Below are 15,366 nucleotides of genomic sequence, written 5' to 3' on the forward strand. Positions count from 1 at the left end.
AGACGAGGACTATCGAGAATGGAGCGTGTTTCCCTATCGGCCTCGTATCACGAGGAATTGTTCTCTTAGCTTCCGGGTCAGCGGACCAGGTGTTCCGTCGCCGACAGGTCTACGATCGATGGAAGTCACCGGCATGATTTCCATGGTGGTGTTCGTGAGAAAGCATTCGTCCGCCTGGAACAACTGGTCAACGGTATAGCGACCTTCTTCGACGTGCATGTTGAGTTCTCCGGCCAATCGAATCACGACCATTCTGGTGATGCCATCGAGTAAGCCGCATTCCAGCGCCGGCGTTCGCAGCGTGCCGTCCAGGGCAAAGAACAGATTGCTGATGGTGCATTCGGTCAGATGCTGCTCCCAATTGAGCAGGAGACTGTCGAATGCGCCTGCCGCGATCGCTTCGCGTTTAGCTTGGATGTTGTTCAGGAAGTTTGTGGCCTTGATCTGCGGCGACAACGCGCTCGGTAAATTCCGTTTCGTGGACGCAATGATCACGTTCACGCCCGTTTCATAGAGATGGGACGCCGGGGGTACGAGAGGATTAGCCATCACGACAACGGTCGGCGACGGACAGAGTGCCGGGTCCAGTCCGATGTCTCCCGTTCCTCGCGAAACGGTGACTCTAAGATAGGCGTCCCGCTGTTCGGTTCCAACCTCGTTGCGGATCATCGCTTCATGCAGAATATCCGCCAAGCTCGTCATGGAAATCGGGATCGTCAGCCCGATGGCCTCGGCGGATCGGAGCAACCGTGACAAATGCTCGTCCCGCATGAAGATGCGGGGACCATAGGAGCGCAGTGTTTCATACACTCCATCTCCGTAGAGAAACCCATGGTCGAAGACGGAGATCACGGCGTCTTCGTCTGTCACGAACTTATTATTCAAGTAGATCCACATGGGCTAGGCTAAGAAAAGGCGCTGAAGAAAGCCTGGGCCTTATGGATCGTCTCTTCATATTCGCGCGCCGGGTCTGAATCGGCCACAATTCCAGCGCCGACCTGGAGATAGCCCCGGCCGTCCTTCATCACCAACGTGCGTATCAGGATATTGAAGTCGAGGTCGCCACTCCAGCTAAGGTACCCCATCGAACCGGTGTAGGGCCCCCGGCGGACCGGCTCCAACTCCTCGATGATCTCCATACAGCGGATCTTGGGTACTCCGGTAATCGTTCCACCCGGAAACATGGCTTTCAGCAGATCGAAGCCGGTCGCGTGATCCTTGAGGGTGCCGGCCACATGCGAGACGAGGTGCGTGACGTGAGAATATTGCTCCAACGTCATCAATTCATCCACCTGGACACTTCCAAAACGACAGACTCGCCCCAGGTCATTCCGCTCAAGGTCGACCAACATGACATGTTCCGCACATTCCTTTTCATTGACCCGCAACTCATCGATCAGTCGCTGATCGTCGGCGGCATTCGTCCCGCGAGGCCTCGTTCCCGCGATCGGTCTCGTATCGGCTCGACGCCCTTCCAGTCGAATGAGCCGTTCGGGTGAGGAGCTGATCAGGCGAATGGTGTCAAACCGGAGTATTCCAGAGAAGGGTGAAGGGTTCAACGCACGCAAGCGCCGGTAAGCAGACAGATCGGTCTGAAGGTCCCCTAGAGAGGAGAATGCCGAGCCGGTCACGTTGAAGCGATGGGAGAGGTTGGCTTGATAGATGTCACCGGCTGCGATGTATTCCTGGCAACGGCGCACATTCCGACTATAGATCGCCTGCTCCTGCTCCGGTGTAAACGTCAAGCGACCGAGATGACTCCCGTGCGTGTCCACCACCTCGGGCCCGGTCAATCGAGCTTCGAACTCCACCAGTCGATCCCTCCCCTCGCGAAACAGCTTTTCCCGAGGCTCGCCTAAAAATCGGTCGAGCGGCGGACAGAACATGAGCACTAGCCGGTTCAATTCATGGTCGACTGCTCCGACTAGATCGAAACATGCAAACTCCAGTTCAGGGCAGGCAAGGTCGTCTAGGGCCAGGGACGGCAACCGCTCGAACCGGCGCGCGAGATCATAACTCAAATAGCCGACCGCGCCGCCGAAAAATGGCGGAGCACCGGGAGGACGAACGATCCGCTGATGGCCTAGGAGGTGAGTCAAATATTGAAACGAAGATATGCCTGGATCCAGACGGCCTTGAATCGATCGGCACACACAGGTCTCTCCCTTCCCATACAGCGTGTGATAGGGATCTACGCCAAAGTATGAATACCGCCCCATGGTGCCGTCACCGTTTCCGCTCTCAAAGAGAAACGAAGGGCAACGCGCTGAGGCGATCTTCGCGTACAGTTCAAGCGGGCTTGCCGAAGGAGCGGGGCGTGTCAGAATGAGCGGCGTAGGAGCGCTGTGCAAAAATGGGATCGACGAGGGGAGCGCTCTGAGCATGGTCGGCATGTTCCTAGACACAAACGTGGGATCACTATACCGTAGCGATTTCTGCCCGCATAGACCTCTAACAGCTTGACATTGCAAGCAGGGTTTTGCTTAAATTGCGAACCCCATCACGGGTAGAGTTTTGCTAGTGTGCTCTAGCCTTCCGTGGGTTTTGGATGCCCCCTCCACAAGATCCGTTATATGCGGGGCTTGGTCAGGCCGTTCGAATGGGAACGGAACTGCTGGCTGCGCTGATCGTCGGTGGTGGGCTTGGATGGGTGATTGATACCTATCTGTTTCAGACAACGCCGTGGGGACTCGTCATCGGGTTGGTGTTCGGTCTGGCGGCCGGCATGAGGAGCGCCTATCGGGCTGCGCAGCGGTGGCAACATCCACCGGAATGATTCGAACTCAGCAAAGATAGGCAAGGGTAGTTATGGAAGAAAGTCCGCTGCACCAGTTTGAGCTTCAGAATTGGATTCCCATCTCGATCGGGGGATTCGACATATCCATCAATAAGGCCGTGGTCTTTATGTGGGTTGTTATTGCCGTGGCCGCGGTGCTCATGATCATGGCAGGATCGTCGCGCAAGCTCGTGCCAGGCAAACTCCAGAGCTTGGCGGAGATGATGGTGGATTTCATTCGCAACATGATTTTGGATACGATGGGCAAGGACGGCATGCGATTTTTCCCTCTCGTCGCGACGCTCTTCGTGTTTATTCTGTTTTCCAATTATATCGGGTTGATTCCAGGCACCTACACCGTGACGAGTCAGGTTATTGTGACGGCTGTCTTTTCCTTCTTGGTGTATGGGATTAGTTTGGTCATCGGGTTCTGGTTACATGGGGTGAAGTTTTTGAGCATTCTCATTCCACCGGGTACGCCCGGATGGCTGATCCCTCTCATGATCCCGATCGAGATCATCAGTCAATTGGCGCGGCCCATTTCACTGGCTGTTCGGCTCTTTGCCAATATGACGGCGGGTCACGTGATGCTTGCGGTGCTATTCGGTCTGACGATCAGCGGTGGATTGTTGATCGGGTGGTTACCGTTCGTATTTACGGTAGGGATCTATCTGTTGGAATTCGGTATCGCCTTCATTCAAGCCTATATTTTTACCATCTTGACCTGCGTTTATTTGGGAGACGCGTTTCATTTACATGGTCATGAAGAGCACGCGCATTAGCGCATGCGAGTTTAGACAAGGGAGGAGTACGTCATAATGGATTCAGCAGCAGCGGGGTTGATCGGTATGGGATGTGCCGCGGCAGGGTTTGCCGGGGCCGGTGTGGGAATCGGGTACATCTTTGGGAAGATGATTGAAGTGGTGGCGCGTCAGCCTGAGGCAGAAGCTCGCGTCACAAAGTACATGTGGATCGGGTTTGCGTTGGTGGAAGCCATTGCGCTGTACGGTTTGGTCATCGCCTTCATCATCATGGGATTTCGCAAGGGCTAAAAGGAACGATGAGGGAGGAACCAGGCTCCCCGCAGATCGTTGTCTCTTTTTCTGAGGAGCTGATATGCCGCAGTTTGAGTCACATTTTTTTTCGTCTTTGATTTTCTGGGAAGTCCTATCGTTCGGCATTCTCTTGTTCTTGCTCTACAAGTACGCGTTTCCCGGCATCTTAAGCGCTTTGGAAGAGCGTGAAAAGAAGATTAAAGACAGCCTTGATCAGGCCGAGCAGCACCGGTCCGAGGCCGAGCGACGACTCAAAGAATATGAAGCCAAGCTTAATGCGGCGGGGAAGGAAGCCGAGGCCATTCTCGCGGCGGCAAAGGAACGCGCTCAACGGTTGCTTGATGAAAACGAACAGCGATTGACCGCGGAAGCGGAGCGCATCAAGGGCGATACGACGCGCCAGATCGAACAAGAGCGTCGCAAAGCCCTCCAAGATATTCGAATCCAGACGACAGAACTCGCTCTGATGGTAGCGGAAAAAGTGGTTCAGCGCAGTTTGACAGAGGCTGATCAGAAAAAGTTTGCGGACGAGGCGCTCGAGGCTCTTTCGAAGTCACACGCACGCTGAGATACCGTGATCCGCGGGTGGAGTCAGCTCAGGGCGACTCCACCCGGCCGGTAACCTTCCAGATCAACCGTCACGAATTTGAATCCCAGCGCTTTCAGCCTGGCACTGATTTCCGCACAGCGATCGGATTCCATGAGCCGAGGGAGTTCGTCCCGCGCCAATTCAATCCGCGCGATCTCACCGTGGCTTCGCACTCGAAAATGACGAAACCCCTCACGATGGAGCACGGCTTCCGCTCCTTCAACGCGGCTTAATTGTTCGCTGGTAATCACGATCCCACGCGGGATTCTTGACGAAAGACAAGCTGCGGCCGGTTTGTCCCAATTCGACAGTCCCAGCTCCTTGGCGAGGGCGCGGATGTCGGCTTTCGACAGTTCGGCCTCAACGAGCGGGCTGCGCACGCCCCATTCCCGAGCGGCCTTAATGCCGGGACGGTCATCACCCAAATCGTCCAGGTTGGTTCCATCGACGACATATGCGGCAGCCCATGATTGCCGCACATTCCCAAGAAGTTGGTACAGGTCGGTCTTACAGTGAAAACAACGATTCGCGTCATTCCTCACGAAGTCATCGATGGCCAACTGATCGGTCTGTACGGTTTCATGGCGGGCGCCGATTTCTTGAGCGACCCGTTCGGCGGCTTCCAGCTCAACAAATGGAAACGTCGGGGAGATGGCCGTGATGCCGATCGCCTTCTCATGGAGTTGGTCGTGCGCAATCTTGAGAACGAAGGTGCTGTCGATTCCACCGGAATAGGCCACCACGACCGAACCCATCTCCGTCAGGAGGGTTCGGAGCCGATCGAGTTTCTGTTGAAGAAGAGGCGGTTGCATCATGTGCTTTCTCTGAGCCTAGGAGACTATTGAAAACCTATTTTAACACTCGCAAACTCTCGGACTCCGGGAAGTCGCGGGTCAACCCAGAATGGCAGCGGGATGTTCAAAAGGCCGACGTTTTCACCTGTCCACACACTTTCAAGCGATCCGACCTGCCTCGCGAAGCCGCTTCGGCAAGGCGGGGAACGAAGCTTGGAGGACCTTTTCAACATTCTGCTAGTGGCGAACTTTCGCCTTCGCAACATTGCCGACCACGACGAGCGCGTAGTGTTGAGGGTCCAGATATTGTTTTGCCACGCGCTGCACATCCTCTTTCGTGACTCGTTCGATCCATTTTGGGTACTGGCTGAAGTAGTCGAACCCCAACCCGAAAAACTCCACTTGCGCCAAGACTTGAGCCAGCTTCGCCGTAGAATCAAGCCGTAGGGGGAAGCTGCCCATCAAAAATGCTTTGGCATCGGCCAATTCCTGATCGCTGACCGGAGCCTCACGAATCGCCTTCATTTCCGCCAAGACGCCGTTGATGGCCTGATTGGTGGTTTCGGTGCGAGTCTGGAGGTTGATCCAGAAGGATCCCGGCATCGATCGGGCGTCGTAATGACTGGTAATGCCATAGGCAAGCCCCTGCTTGTCGCGAATGGAATCCATGAGACGCGACGAAAATCCCCCGGCCCCTAATACATGATTCATGACGGTCACGGCGTAAAAATCCGGGTTGATCCTACTGATTCCGCCGTGGCCTATCATAATGGTCGATTGTGTAAGATCCTTTTCGATCAGTTGCACGATCTTTTTGTCGATGACAGCCGGCTTCTTGACCGTTCTGGGTGGGACCATTCCTTTCTTCCAAGATCCAAAATGTGTCTGGACAAGGGTGGTCGCCTGTTCCACCGTCACATCACCGACGATGGTGAGGATGACTTGATTGGGAAGATACTCTTTGGCGTAGAAGGTCTGTACATCCGCCAAGGTGATCTTACCCAACGTGTCCTCAGTCCCGTTCACCGGCCAACGATAGGGATGATTTTGAAAGACCAACTGATTGAAGGCCTTCATGGCGACATGACCAGGATCGTCATTGCCGCTGGTAATCTCGCCGAGGATCTGCGAACGAACTCGTTCGAACTCTTGTTTGGGAAAAGAAGGGCGCTGAAGAATATCGGCGAGAAGCGTGAATCCGAGGTCGATGTCTTTCTTCAGTATGCGCGCCGAGGCGGTCGTGAAATCTTCGCCCGCCTGCACTCCCAACGAGCCGCCGACAAAGTCGATCTGTTCGGCCAGCTGTCTGGAGGATCTGGTTGTCGTGCCTTCATCCAGAAGACCGGCGACTAAATTCGCCAGACCGGCCTTTTCCGGAGGGTCCTGCGCCGAGCCGGCTTTGATGAGGGCATGGATCTCCACGATGGGGAGAAAATGTTGTTCCAGCACGAGAACGGTCATCCCGTTCGGGCCGGTGAGTCTCGTGGGTGAAATGTCCGCGGCATGCCCTGGCGTCGCGACGCACACTCCGTACAGCACCAGCGCCGCCATGCCGGTTACCGACCACCAACGAACGGATCGAGGGGCAGGAGAATGGCGCTTCCGGTCTCTCAGCTCGATCACCATGGTTCTTCTATGACTTCCCCTCATGGACGGCCGTGGGGGACGGGTCTGGAGGGGGAGGAGGCAACGGAATGAGAATGCCGACGGTCCGATTGTCTTGAGTGAGATATTGTTTGGCAACGCGCTGGACGTCCTTCGCCGTTACCGCGCGGATCCGTTCCACGAATTGATCAATCCGCCGCCAGCCTGCGCCGACGGACTCCGCCTGCCCCATCAACATGGCATGGCGAAAATTCGAATCTTGCTCGAAGACGCGCGCCGCCTCGACTTGGTTCTTGGCCCGCTGAAGCTCCTGCTCGGACGGCAGCTCATTCTGGAGCCGCGCGATCTCGCGCTGGATGGATTCTTCGACCGCTTCGACTTTCGCGCTGGGATTGACCAATGAGTAGAAATAAAACAGGCCGGGATCCGTCTGCAGCACGCTGTACTCGGCGCCGACGGCCAACGAATTCTTCTGGTCATACACTAAGCTTTGGTAGAGACGGGAGCTCTTCCCCTGAGACAGGATCGATTCGAGGATGTCGAGCGCATAGGAGTCCTCGCTTGAATAGTTTGGCACGCGAAACCCCATCATGACAAAGGGCACCTGGGCTTCGCGTTTCAGGAGAAAGCGGCGCTCGCCTCGCTGGTCCGGTTCCGGTGCCAGGCCCTGCCTGGGTGAGGGACCTCTGGGAATCGGTTCAAACAGACGTTTGATCGTCGGAAGTAGAGATTCCACTTTGATATCACCCACCACCACGAGGGTTGCATTGTTGGGAGAGTAAAACGTGTCGTAGTGGCGCTGTAAATCTTCGAGAGCCATCGCATCGAGATCGGCGAACCATCCGATGACGGGCCAATGGTAGGGATGGCTGAGGAAGGCCTGGGCAAACAGCGCTTCAACCAGCGCACCCTGCGGGTCATCCTCGGATCTGAGGCGACGTTCTTCCTTTACGACGTCGCGCTCGGTCTGAAATTCGTTGTGATCGAGAAGGAGGCCCTGCATGCGGTCCGCTTCCAGTTCAAGAGCCAGTCCGACACGATCGGCCGCCACATTCTCAAAATAGGCGGTAAAGTCCTGCCCGGTAAACGCGTTGTCGATGCCGCCGTTCTTCCTGACGATTCTGGAAAATGAGCCTTTCGGATAACGGGCCGTGCCTTTGAACATCATGTGCTCGAGCATGTGCGAGAGTCCGGCCCGTCCCATGACCTCGTTTCGGGAACCGACTTTGTACCACACCTGCACCGTGGCCACCGGAGCCTTGGGAACCTCGACCAGCAATACTTTCATCCCGTTCGAGAGAATGTATTCGCTCGGTTCTGCGCCGAACGAAATCGAGACGGAGCCGAAGGCAAGCAGCGTCGCTAGGAGGTAGATGCGCCAATGATAATGGATAGTTTGCATGATCGTGATGAAGATGGAACTCGTCATGCTAGCAACGAGTTTCAATAGGTGTCAAGGGAAGGGAGGGTCGGCTGTCGGGGAGTTCTCCAAGTTGTCCGCAGGCGCCGAGCACATCTCGTCCTCGGCTCTTTCGAACAAACGCATCGAGGCCGGCATCGCGGAGAATGGATTGAAAACGAAGAACCGCCTGTTCGGACGGGCGACGAAAAGGGCTGCCGGGAAATTCATTGAAGGGAATCAAGTTGACCTTGCACCGCATGGATCTCAGCAATTGGACCAGTCGGCGGGCATCAGTCGCATGATCGTTGACGCCGGCGAGCAGCACATATTCGAACGTCAGCCGTTGGCGAGGGGTGAGCGGATAGCGGCGACAGGCGGCCAGGAGCGACCGAAGCGAAGCGATTTCGCTGGCAGCAGGCATCAGCTCTCGCCGCTGTTCCTCAGTGGTGGCGTTGAGCGAGACGGCGAGATTCACGCCGAGCGCCGCGACCTCCGGAAGGCGAGATGCCAGCCCCGCCGTCGAGACCGTCAGGCGTCTAGGCGACCAGCCAAGGCCCCACGGCTTGTTCGTCAACGCCGTCACGGCGGCCTTGAGATTGTCCACATTGGCCAGAGGTTCTCCCATCCCCATGAACACAAGATTCGTGAGGGACTCATTGGAGCTCAGTAGATCTTGTGCGGTCAAGATTTGATCGATGATTTCGTGCAGCTTGAGGTTGCGTTTAAGCCCCATTTGTCCGGTCAGGCAAAACCCACAATCCAACATGCACCCGACTTGAGTGGACACGCAGAGCGTCAACCGATCCTCATCCGGGATCAGGACGGCCTCGATCGTCAAGCCGTCGTCGAGCGTCAAGAGCAGTTTGCGCGTTCCATCCTCGGACGACAACGTCGTGACGGATGTCGAGCGCCCGATCTTGATGGATTGCGAGAGCGTCATGCGATCATGCATGGGGAGATCCGTCATGTCGGTGAGGGTTCGCGCGCGTCGTTGATAGAGCCATCGCAAGAGTTGCTGTGCCCGATAGTCGGGCCAGTGCCGCGCGCGGACAAACTTCACCATCTGGGCTTCGGTGAGACCCAAGAGCGTCGTCGCGGTACCGGGAGAGATCATAGGCAAACCAGCAGCATCGTCCTCAACGTTAAGAGCCTATCATAGCGGGAGTCATGCCGCATACGGCCATGCCGATCATCGGGTCCGGAAACTTCTTCCATTGCGGACGGCTCCGTATATAATGAGTGCGGATGCAAGTCGTCAGACCATCATGAAGATTTCCACCAAGTATCATTCTATCCGCGGCTGCGGCCTGGCGGTCGCGTCAAGCCTGGCCCTTGTGCTCGGAGGCGTTCTCTCATGCGACGGGTATGCGGCACAGGTTGAGACGTTCGAACAACCGGCCGCCACGGGCTGTCCGACAGCGGAGGAATGCTTTATGGCGGCGGCCTGGCCGAAGGAGCGACTGGGTCAGGCGTTGACGAAGGAACAAGGGTTGGCGCTCAAACTAGAACGTCTCCGAAAGGTGACTGAGGGATTTCCCGGCACGCAGTGGGCCAAGCGCGCCGGGCTATTGTCCGGGGTGCTATTGATCGATCGAAATCCAGCTGCCGCTCTCCCCTTCCTTCGGGCAGCCCAGCGTGACTTCGTCGTGCTTGACGATTATATCCGATTCTGGATCGGAGAGGCCCTGCTGCGTCTAGGAGAGGCCAAGGAGGCGGCCGGCATGTTTGAGGGAGTGCCGCAAGCGGTCCCCGATTCCAATCTGCTCAATCAGGTCGCGCTCCGTGCCGGAGAGGCCTGGTATCAGGCCTCCAGCTGTCCCGAGGCCCTGTCTTGGTTTACCAAGGTCCTCACCACTAATGATAAGGACCCGCAGATCCCTCAGGCCTGGTTGCGGTCGGCCTTGTGTTCTCTCCGAGAAAACAAATTGGCGGAAGGACAAGAAATACTGAAGCAGCTGTGGACGAAGTTTCCACAAACTAAAGAGGCCAAGGAAGCCGAAACGCTGCTCGCGAGCAATAACGGGGGGGGGTGGACGGCGACGCCGGACACGTATTATGAGCGGGCTCAGGCTTTTCTAGGGCAGTCGCTCCACGCGGAGGCCATAGAGGAGTTGAAAAAGTTCTTGGCGCGAGATCCCGCCTCCCCGCACCGTGGGGAAGCCAGGCTGAAATTGGGTATCGCACAAGTTCGGTTGAAGCTGTACGACCAGGCACGCGACACGTTTCATGCGCTGACGGCTGAGCAAGAGCCTCGCGCGGATGAAGCCACTGTCTGGCTGGCGCGGGTCTATCTCAGGCAGGGGCTTGGGGAGAAGCTCTTGGATCTTTGCCGGACGCTCTTAAGGCGAACGATGACTCCGGAACAGAAAGGGCAGATCCATCTATTTGCCGGGATCTGGCTGGAAGACGAGGCACGGTTCGATGAGGCGGTCGCGAGGTATCGGCAGGTGGCGAAGTTGGGAGAACCAGCTTCTCAACGAACGGAAGCACAATGGCGGGAAGGGTGGGTGCTCTACCGAACGGCTCGTTATCAGGAAGCGATCAGTGTGTGGCAGCAGATCGTCGATCAGAAGGACAGCGATTTAGAGCCACAAGCCCTCTACTGGATTGCCCGCTCCTACGGTCATGTGGAAAGCGCGAAGTCAAAAGAGGTGTTTGCGTTGCTCTGTCAGCGGTTTCCGTATACCTATTACTGCCAGTTGGCGCGCGAACAAACCGGCATGTCGGTTTTCACGCAGACGAAACAGGAAAGTTCGGTCGTCGCGATCTCGTCCACTCCGTCTGCTTCGGACGTCACTCAGACGCCGGTCCAGGACCTTCAGGCAAGCAATCGGATGCAGATTGAGCTTCACCCGTCGTATCGGCGGGCGGTGGAACTCAGAACGCTCGGCCTTGAGCAAGATGCCGCGCGAGAGCTCGGCGTATTGACGGATCGGTATAGCCGCGACCCCGAGGTGGTGGCGGCATTGTCGATCATGTTGAACGAGGTCGGGGCCTACCATCAGGCCTTGCGTCTGGTGCGGTCTCGATTTCGTGAAAAGCTGGAGCGAACCGGCGGCATTGTCGCAGAGGGATTGTGGAACGTGGCCTATCCAACCGGATTGATCCCTACGATCAAACTGTCGGGCGCCAACGGGGTTGATCCGTTTCTGGTTGCGGCGATCATTCGGGAAGAGAGTCAATATGATCGGAGAGCCGTCTCGCGTGTCGGGGCGATCGGATTGATGCAAGTCATGCCCGCTACCGCCAATGCCGTGGCTCAACAGCATCGTCTTCCAAGCCTTTCCCGGGAAGATTTGTTCGATCAAGAGACCAACATCCGAATCGGGGCTCGGTATGTCGAGCAACTGTTTACACAGTTTTCCGGCAATGTCGTGCAGGTGATCGCTGCCTACAATGCCGGCCCCATCGTCGTAGGAACGTGGGCGGCGGCCTATCGAGGGCGGAGTGAGGATGAATTTGTCGAGTTGATCCATTATCAAGAAACCAGGCAATACGTCAAACGGGTCTTGCGGAGCTACAAAGAATATCTGCGTCTGGCTGGACATCAAAAAGTCGTTTCTTGACAAGATCTTGTGAAATTTTTATAGTGCGCCACAATCCGTAGGGGCAATAACGAAGAGGGACTGATTATGTCGTTGGATCGACTTGATGCATTGGAAACTCGAATTCGTGACCTGGTGAAGCTTGTCCAAGAATTTAAACGAAAGAATGCGCTCTTAGAGGAAGAGCTCAAGACGGCACGCCAGCGGTTGGCTGCGCAGGATGATACGAATCGAAAATGGGAAAAGGAACGGATGGACATCAAGACCAGGATCGAAAAAGTCATGAATGAGATGGAGTTGCTCGAATGTGTCGAGGATCCTAAGGAGGTGGCCATTGACTAAGACCATTGATGTGGAAATTTATGGTCAACGGTACGCGATCACGGGAGACGGCGATGATGCCTATGTCCGGCGGCTGGCCAATTTTGTCGATGATCACATGAAACATCTGGCGGAAGGAATGAAGACCACAACCCCGTCGAAGTTGGCGGTGCTGACGGCGATCAACCTTGCGCATCAACTGTTTGAGTCTGAGAAGAAGCGGGTTCAAGGGGAGGCTGATGTCGAGCGGCGGATGGTGACGTTGATGGAATCGATCGACGAACAGATGCCGACATCGCTCTTTCGGTAGCGGGGATTCACCTTGCTTTCAAAGAGCCCCTTTGTTATCGTGTAGATAGGTGAGTGTGCGGATGAGTTTAGAGAAGGGTGACATCGTCGATTGTTGATCTCCTGGAAGCGAATGCTGAAAAGACCAGAGAGAACGTGGACTTGATGGGATACGAAGAGTTGACTCGGTGGATGCTTATGGAATGGGTCCTGCTTAGGCGGTGGCTTCACGCGGCCACGCAACGGCCGGTTTCTACAGTTCAGTTGATCCGGCAGAAGGCTGTCGGGCGGGGCGGGCATCTACCCTCCATACCTGTTTCGATTGCTGACCCTCTCCAATGTCTGGTATCCGGGAACCGACGACTAAGGAAGGGCAGGCAGCGAAGCGTACCGAGCATGGTATCGTATCCTCACGATCTCTTCCGTTTCCAGTCGAGATGACTCGCGGTTCCTAAGACCTTTCCACTCTCTTCACCTCACTTCGTAATTCGCGTTTCATTCCGCTCAGTCTGTGGCGGGGCCTCGCCTCAGGTTGAGCCCATCGGATCTGATGTTTTCAAGAAGGGGGTGACTCCCATTTCTACTGCAACTGTCATGTACATAATCCTTTCGGTGATCTTCGGGGCTGTGGTCGGCGCCGGAGTATTTGATTTCCTGCGACGACGGATGACGGGCGCCAAACAGGCCGAGGCGGAAGACTTGGCGAAGCAGGTTGTGCAGAACGCGCAACGAGAGGCGGAGAATATTCTCAAAGAAGCCAGGTTCGAAGCCAAGGATCTGGTTTTCAAAGCCAAGTCTGAATTCGAGCAAGAGCAGAAAGCCAAACTGGCTGAACTCTCGGCGGTCGAGAAACGTCTGATCCAACGAGAAGGAACGCTGGACGGAAAGGTTGCCGTCCTGGAAAAGAGAGAAAATGAGTCGCGCAAGCGCGAGGCGGATTTCGCGAAACGAGAAGAAGGGTTGGCGGTCAAGGAGTCGGCTTGCGCCAAGGCTGAGCGCGAACATCGAGACGCGCTGGAGCGGGTCGCCGGGATGACGGCCGATGAAGCCAAGAAACAATTGATCCTCGAAATGGAGTCGCAAGCGAAGCTCGATGCCGTAGGCCTTGCCAAGCGAACGATCGAAGAGGCTCGCGAGAACGCCGAACGCGAGGCGCGGGAAATCATCACCAGCTCGATTCAGCGTGTCGTTCGCGACTATGTCTCGGAATCCACGATCTCGGTGGTTCCCATCGCGAACGATGCCATGAAAGGTCGAATCATCGGCCGGGAAGGGCGCAATATCCGCGCGCTTGAAGCGGCGACGGGCATTGATCTGATCATCGATGAAACTCCTGAAGCCGTGATTATCTCCGGATTCGATCCGTTACGGCGCGAGATCGCCAAAGTGTCGCTCGAACGGCTGATGCACGACGGGCGCATCCATCCCACGCGCATCGAAGAGATCGTTGAAAAGGTCAAGGTCGATATCGACAAGTTGATGTATGAAGAAGCGGAGAAAATTATTTTCGAACTGGGGCTTTCGGATTTTCACCCTGAGTTGATCAAGGTCTTGGGGCGTCTCAAGTATCGCACGAGCTACGGGCAAAACAATCTCTATCATGCCCGCGAAGCATCGTACATTTGCGGCATCATGGCGTCGGAATTGGGTCTCGATGTCCGACTGGCTCGCCGCGGAGCCTTGCTTCATGATATCGGCAAAGCGGTGAGCCATGAAGAAGAGGGGCCGCATGCCATGCTGGGCGCCGAGATTGCCAAGAAGTACGGCGAATCTCCCAAAATCGTCAACGCGATCGCCGCGCATCATGAGCAGGTAGAGCCGATTTGCCCGGAAAGTGTATTGGTGGCGGCGGCCGAAGCGTTGTCGGCGGCGCGTCCCGGCGCGAGACGTGAGGCGCTGGAGTCTTATGTGAAGCGGTTGGAAAAGCTGGAATCGCTGGCGACCGGGCATAAGGGCGTGCAGAAAGCGTACGCGATCCAGGCCGGACGCGAAATTCGCGTCATTGTCAGACAAGAGGACATCACCGACGCCGAGTCGTTTCAACTTTCCCGCGAGCTGGCGAAGAAGATCGAGCAGGAGTTGACCTATCCGGGACAGATCAAGGTCACCGTCATTCGAGAAAGCCGATACGTGGAATACGCCAAATGAAGGTCCTCTGTCTCGGGGACATCATGGGAGAGCCGGGTCGCCGGGCTGTCGCGCGTGCGGTGCCTCGGCTGGTCGCACAGCATCGTATCGATGCGGTCATCGCCAATGGTGAAAATCTGGCCGGAGGGTTCGGGGTCACGCCCGAGTTGGCCGAGGAACTGTTCGATACCGGCATCTCGGTGATCACCACCGGAAATCATGCGTGGGATAAGAAAGAGGCGATCGATTATTTTTCTCGCGAGCCTCGTTTGTTGCGGCCGGCGAATTATCCCACGGGCGTTCCTGGAAACGGGAGCGTCGTCATCGAGACCGCGGGCGGTGAGCGGTTGGCCGTATTACAGCTGATGGGGCGGGTGTATATGCCGACGATCGATTGCCCGTTTCAGACGGCTAAACGCGAGTTGTCACGGTTGAAGCGGGAGACGTCCGCGATCATCGTCGACATGCATGCGGAGGCGACGTCGGAAAAGATGGCCATGGGGCATTTCCTGGACGGGGAGGTGGTCGCTGTTGTCGGTACACATACGCACGTACAGACCGCCGATGAACAAATCCTTCCGAAGGGCACTGCGTACATCACGGATATCGGCATGACGGGACCGCTCCATTCGGTGATCGGGGTCAAGAAAGAATTGGCGATCGAAAAATTTTTGACCGCGATGCCGCGGCGGTTTGAAGTCGCCTCGGGACCGTCCGTGTTTTGCGCGGTTCTGCTTGAGCTCCATCCTCGTCTGGGCAAGGTGATCGCGTTTGAACGGATTCGCCTCATCGATTAGCAGGCTGTTGAAAAAGTCCGCAGCGGCGTTCCCCGCCTTGCCGAAGCGGCTTCGCGAGGCAGGTCGC

General features: G+C 56.3%; 15 protein-coding genes. 9 read left to right on the plus strand and 6 right to left on the minus strand.

Annotated features, from left to right (window positions below; translation table 11 throughout):
- Positions 1-33: 33 nt before the first annotated feature.
- Both COMA2_RS13545 and COMA2_RS13550 read right to left on the minus strand, forming a co-directional pair.
- Positions 34-885: an aminotransferase class IV gene (locus COMA2_RS13545; protein ID WP_175304603.1), complete on the minus strand. Its 852-nt coding sequence runs from the start codon at positions 883-885 to the stop codon at positions 34-36.
- 20 nt (positions 886-905) lie between these two features.
- Entirely contained in the window at positions 906-2,384 is a 1,479-nt protein-coding gene (locus COMA2_RS13550) for an anthranilate synthase component I family protein (protein ID WP_175304604.1), read from the minus strand.
- A gap of 164 nt (positions 2,385-2,548) precedes the next feature.
- Here COMA2_RS13550 and COMA2_RS13560 point away from each other — a divergent pair, with 164 nt between their 5' ends.
- The 4 genes from COMA2_RS13560 (at position 2,549) to atpF (ending at position 4,399) form a co-directional block, all read left to right on the plus strand.
- On the plus strand, positions 2,549-2,776 hold the full coding sequence (locus COMA2_RS13560; RefSeq protein ID WP_090899157.1) for an AtpZ/AtpI family protein: 228 nt from the start codon (positions 2,549-2,551) through the stop codon (positions 2,774-2,776).
- 32 nt (positions 2,777-2,808) lie between these two features.
- Positions 2,809-3,558, plus strand: a complete 750-nt coding sequence (locus COMA2_RS13565) for a F0F1 ATP synthase subunit A (RefSeq protein WP_090899160.1) — start codon at positions 2,809-2,811, stop codon at positions 3,556-3,558.
- 36 nt (positions 3,559-3,594) lie between these two features.
- Positions 3,595-3,828 (plus strand): ATP synthase F0 subunit C, encoded by a 234-nt coding sequence (atpE, locus tag COMA2_RS13570; RefSeq protein ID WP_086416522.1) that lies wholly within the window; start codon positions 3,595-3,597, stop codon positions 3,826-3,828.
- 64 nt (positions 3,829-3,892) lie between these two features.
- Positions 3,893-4,399 (plus strand): F0F1 ATP synthase subunit B, encoded by a 507-nt coding sequence (atpF, locus tag COMA2_RS13575; RefSeq protein WP_090899163.1) that lies wholly within the window; start codon positions 3,893-3,895, stop codon positions 4,397-4,399.
- A gap of 23 nt (positions 4,400-4,422) precedes the next feature.
- Here the strand turns inward: atpF and larE are convergent, their stop codons facing one another.
- The 4 genes from larE to rlmN form a co-directional block, all read right to left on the minus strand.
- Positions 4,423-5,235 (minus strand): ATP-dependent sacrificial sulfur transferase LarE, encoded by an 813-nt coding sequence (gene larE, locus COMA2_RS13580; RefSeq protein ID WP_217490749.1) that lies wholly within the window; start codon positions 5,233-5,235, stop codon positions 4,423-4,425.
- 216 nt (positions 5,236-5,451) lie between these two features.
- Positions 5,452-6,840: a M16 family metallopeptidase gene (locus tag COMA2_RS13585; RefSeq protein WP_175304605.1), complete on the minus strand. Its 1,389-nt coding sequence runs from the start codon at positions 6,838-6,840 to the stop codon at positions 5,452-5,454.
- 7 nt (positions 6,841-6,847) lie between these two features.
- Positions 6,848-8,248 carry a M16 family metallopeptidase gene (locus COMA2_RS13590; RefSeq protein WP_245631019.1) on the minus strand — a complete coding sequence of 467 codons (1,401 nt, stop codon included), beginning with the start codon at positions 8,246-8,248 and terminating at the stop codon, positions 6,848-6,850.
- Between the two features lies 1 nt (position 8,249).
- Positions 8,250-9,335 (minus strand): dual-specificity RNA methyltransferase RlmN, encoded by a 1,086-nt coding sequence (rlmN, locus tag COMA2_RS13595; protein ID WP_090899168.1) that lies wholly within the window; start codon positions 9,333-9,335, stop codon positions 8,250-8,252.
- A gap of 121 nt (positions 9,336-9,456) precedes the next feature.
- On the opposite strand from rlmN, the gene COMA2_RS13600 reads away from it, so the two are divergent.
- From COMA2_RS13600 to COMA2_RS13625, 5 genes are all read left to right on the plus strand, one after another.
- A complete protein-coding gene (locus tag COMA2_RS13600) occupies positions 9,457-11,787 on the plus strand; it encodes a lytic transglycosylase domain-containing protein (protein ID WP_090899170.1) in 2,331 nt (776 codons plus the stop codon).
- A gap of 66 nt (positions 11,788-11,853) precedes the next feature.
- On the plus strand, positions 11,854-12,108 hold the full coding sequence (locus tag COMA2_RS13605; RefSeq protein WP_090899173.1) for a hypothetical protein: 255 nt from the start codon (positions 11,854-11,856) through the stop codon (positions 12,106-12,108).
- Positions 12,101-12,397, plus strand: coding sequence for a cell division protein ZapA (locus COMA2_RS13610; protein ID WP_175304606.1), 297 nt, complete (start codon positions 12,101-12,103; stop codon positions 12,395-12,397). Before COMA2_RS13605 ends, COMA2_RS13610 begins: the two co-directional genes overlap by 8 nt.
- Positions 12,398-12,969: 572 nt before the next feature.
- Complete coding sequence (gene rny, locus COMA2_RS13620; RefSeq protein WP_175304607.1) at positions 12,970-14,523, plus strand: ribonuclease Y; 1,554 nt, start codon at positions 12,970-12,972, stop codon at positions 14,521-14,523.
- Positions 14,520-15,299 carry a TIGR00282 family metallophosphoesterase gene (locus COMA2_RS13625; RefSeq protein ID WP_090899185.1) on the plus strand — a complete coding sequence of 260 codons (780 nt, stop codon included), beginning with the start codon at positions 14,520-14,522 and terminating at the stop codon, positions 15,297-15,299. The genes rny and COMA2_RS13625 overlap by 4 nt, the downstream gene beginning before the upstream one ends.
- Positions 15,300-15,366: the final 67 nt, after the last annotated feature.

It is taken from the genome of Candidatus Nitrospira nitrificans, from assembly GCF_001458775.1.
Taxonomy (GTDB): domain Bacteria; phylum Nitrospirota; class Nitrospiria; order Nitrospirales; family Nitrospiraceae; genus Nitrospira_D; species Nitrospira_D nitrificans.

Bases quoted from the DNA above. Each gene is read 5' to 3' on its own strand.
- COMA2_RS13550 (WP_175304604.1), bottom strand. From the start codon at position 2,384: ATGCTCAGAGCGCTCCCCTCGTCGATCCCATTTTTGCACAGCGCTCCT.
- COMA2_RS13560 (WP_090899157.1), top strand. From the start codon at position 2,549: ATGCCCCCTCCACAAGATCCGTTATATGCGGGGCTTGGTCAGGCCGTT.
- COMA2_RS13565 (WP_090899160.1), top strand. From the start codon at position 2,809: ATGGAAGAAAGTCCGCTGCACCAGTTTGAGCTTCAGAATTGGATTCCC.
- atpE (WP_086416522.1), top strand. From the start codon at position 3,595: ATGGATTCAGCAGCAGCGGGGTTGATCGGTATGGGATGTGCCGCGGCA.
- atpF (WP_090899163.1), top strand. From the start codon at position 3,893: ATGCCGCAGTTTGAGTCACATTTTTTTTCGTCTTTGATTTTCTGGGAA.
- larE (WP_217490749.1), bottom strand. From the start codon at position 5,235: ATGATGCAACCGCCTCTTCTTCAACAGAAACTCGATCGGCTCCGAACC.
- COMA2_RS13585 (WP_175304605.1), bottom strand. From the start codon at position 6,840: ATGGTGATCGAGCTGAGAGACCGGAAGCGCCATTCTCCTGCCCCTCGA.
- COMA2_RS13590 (WP_245631019.1), bottom strand. From the start codon at position 8,248: ATGACGAGTTCCATCTTCATCACGATCATGCAAACTATCCATTATCAT.
- rlmN (WP_090899168.1), bottom strand. From the start codon at position 9,335: ATGATCTCTCCCGGTACCGCGACGACGCTCTTGGGTCTCACCGAAGCC.
- COMA2_RS13600 (WP_090899170.1), top strand. From the start codon at position 9,457: ATGAGTGCGGATGCAAGTCGTCAGACCATCATGAAGATTTCCACCAAG.
- COMA2_RS13605 (WP_090899173.1), top strand. From the start codon at position 11,854: ATGTCGTTGGATCGACTTGATGCATTGGAAACTCGAATTCGTGACCTG.
- rny (WP_175304607.1), top strand. From the start codon at position 12,970: ATGTACATAATCCTTTCGGTGATCTTCGGGGCTGTGGTCGGCGCCGGA.
- COMA2_RS13625 (WP_090899185.1), top strand. From the start codon at position 14,520: ATGAAGGTCCTCTGTCTCGGGGACATCATGGGAGAGCCGGGTCGCCGG.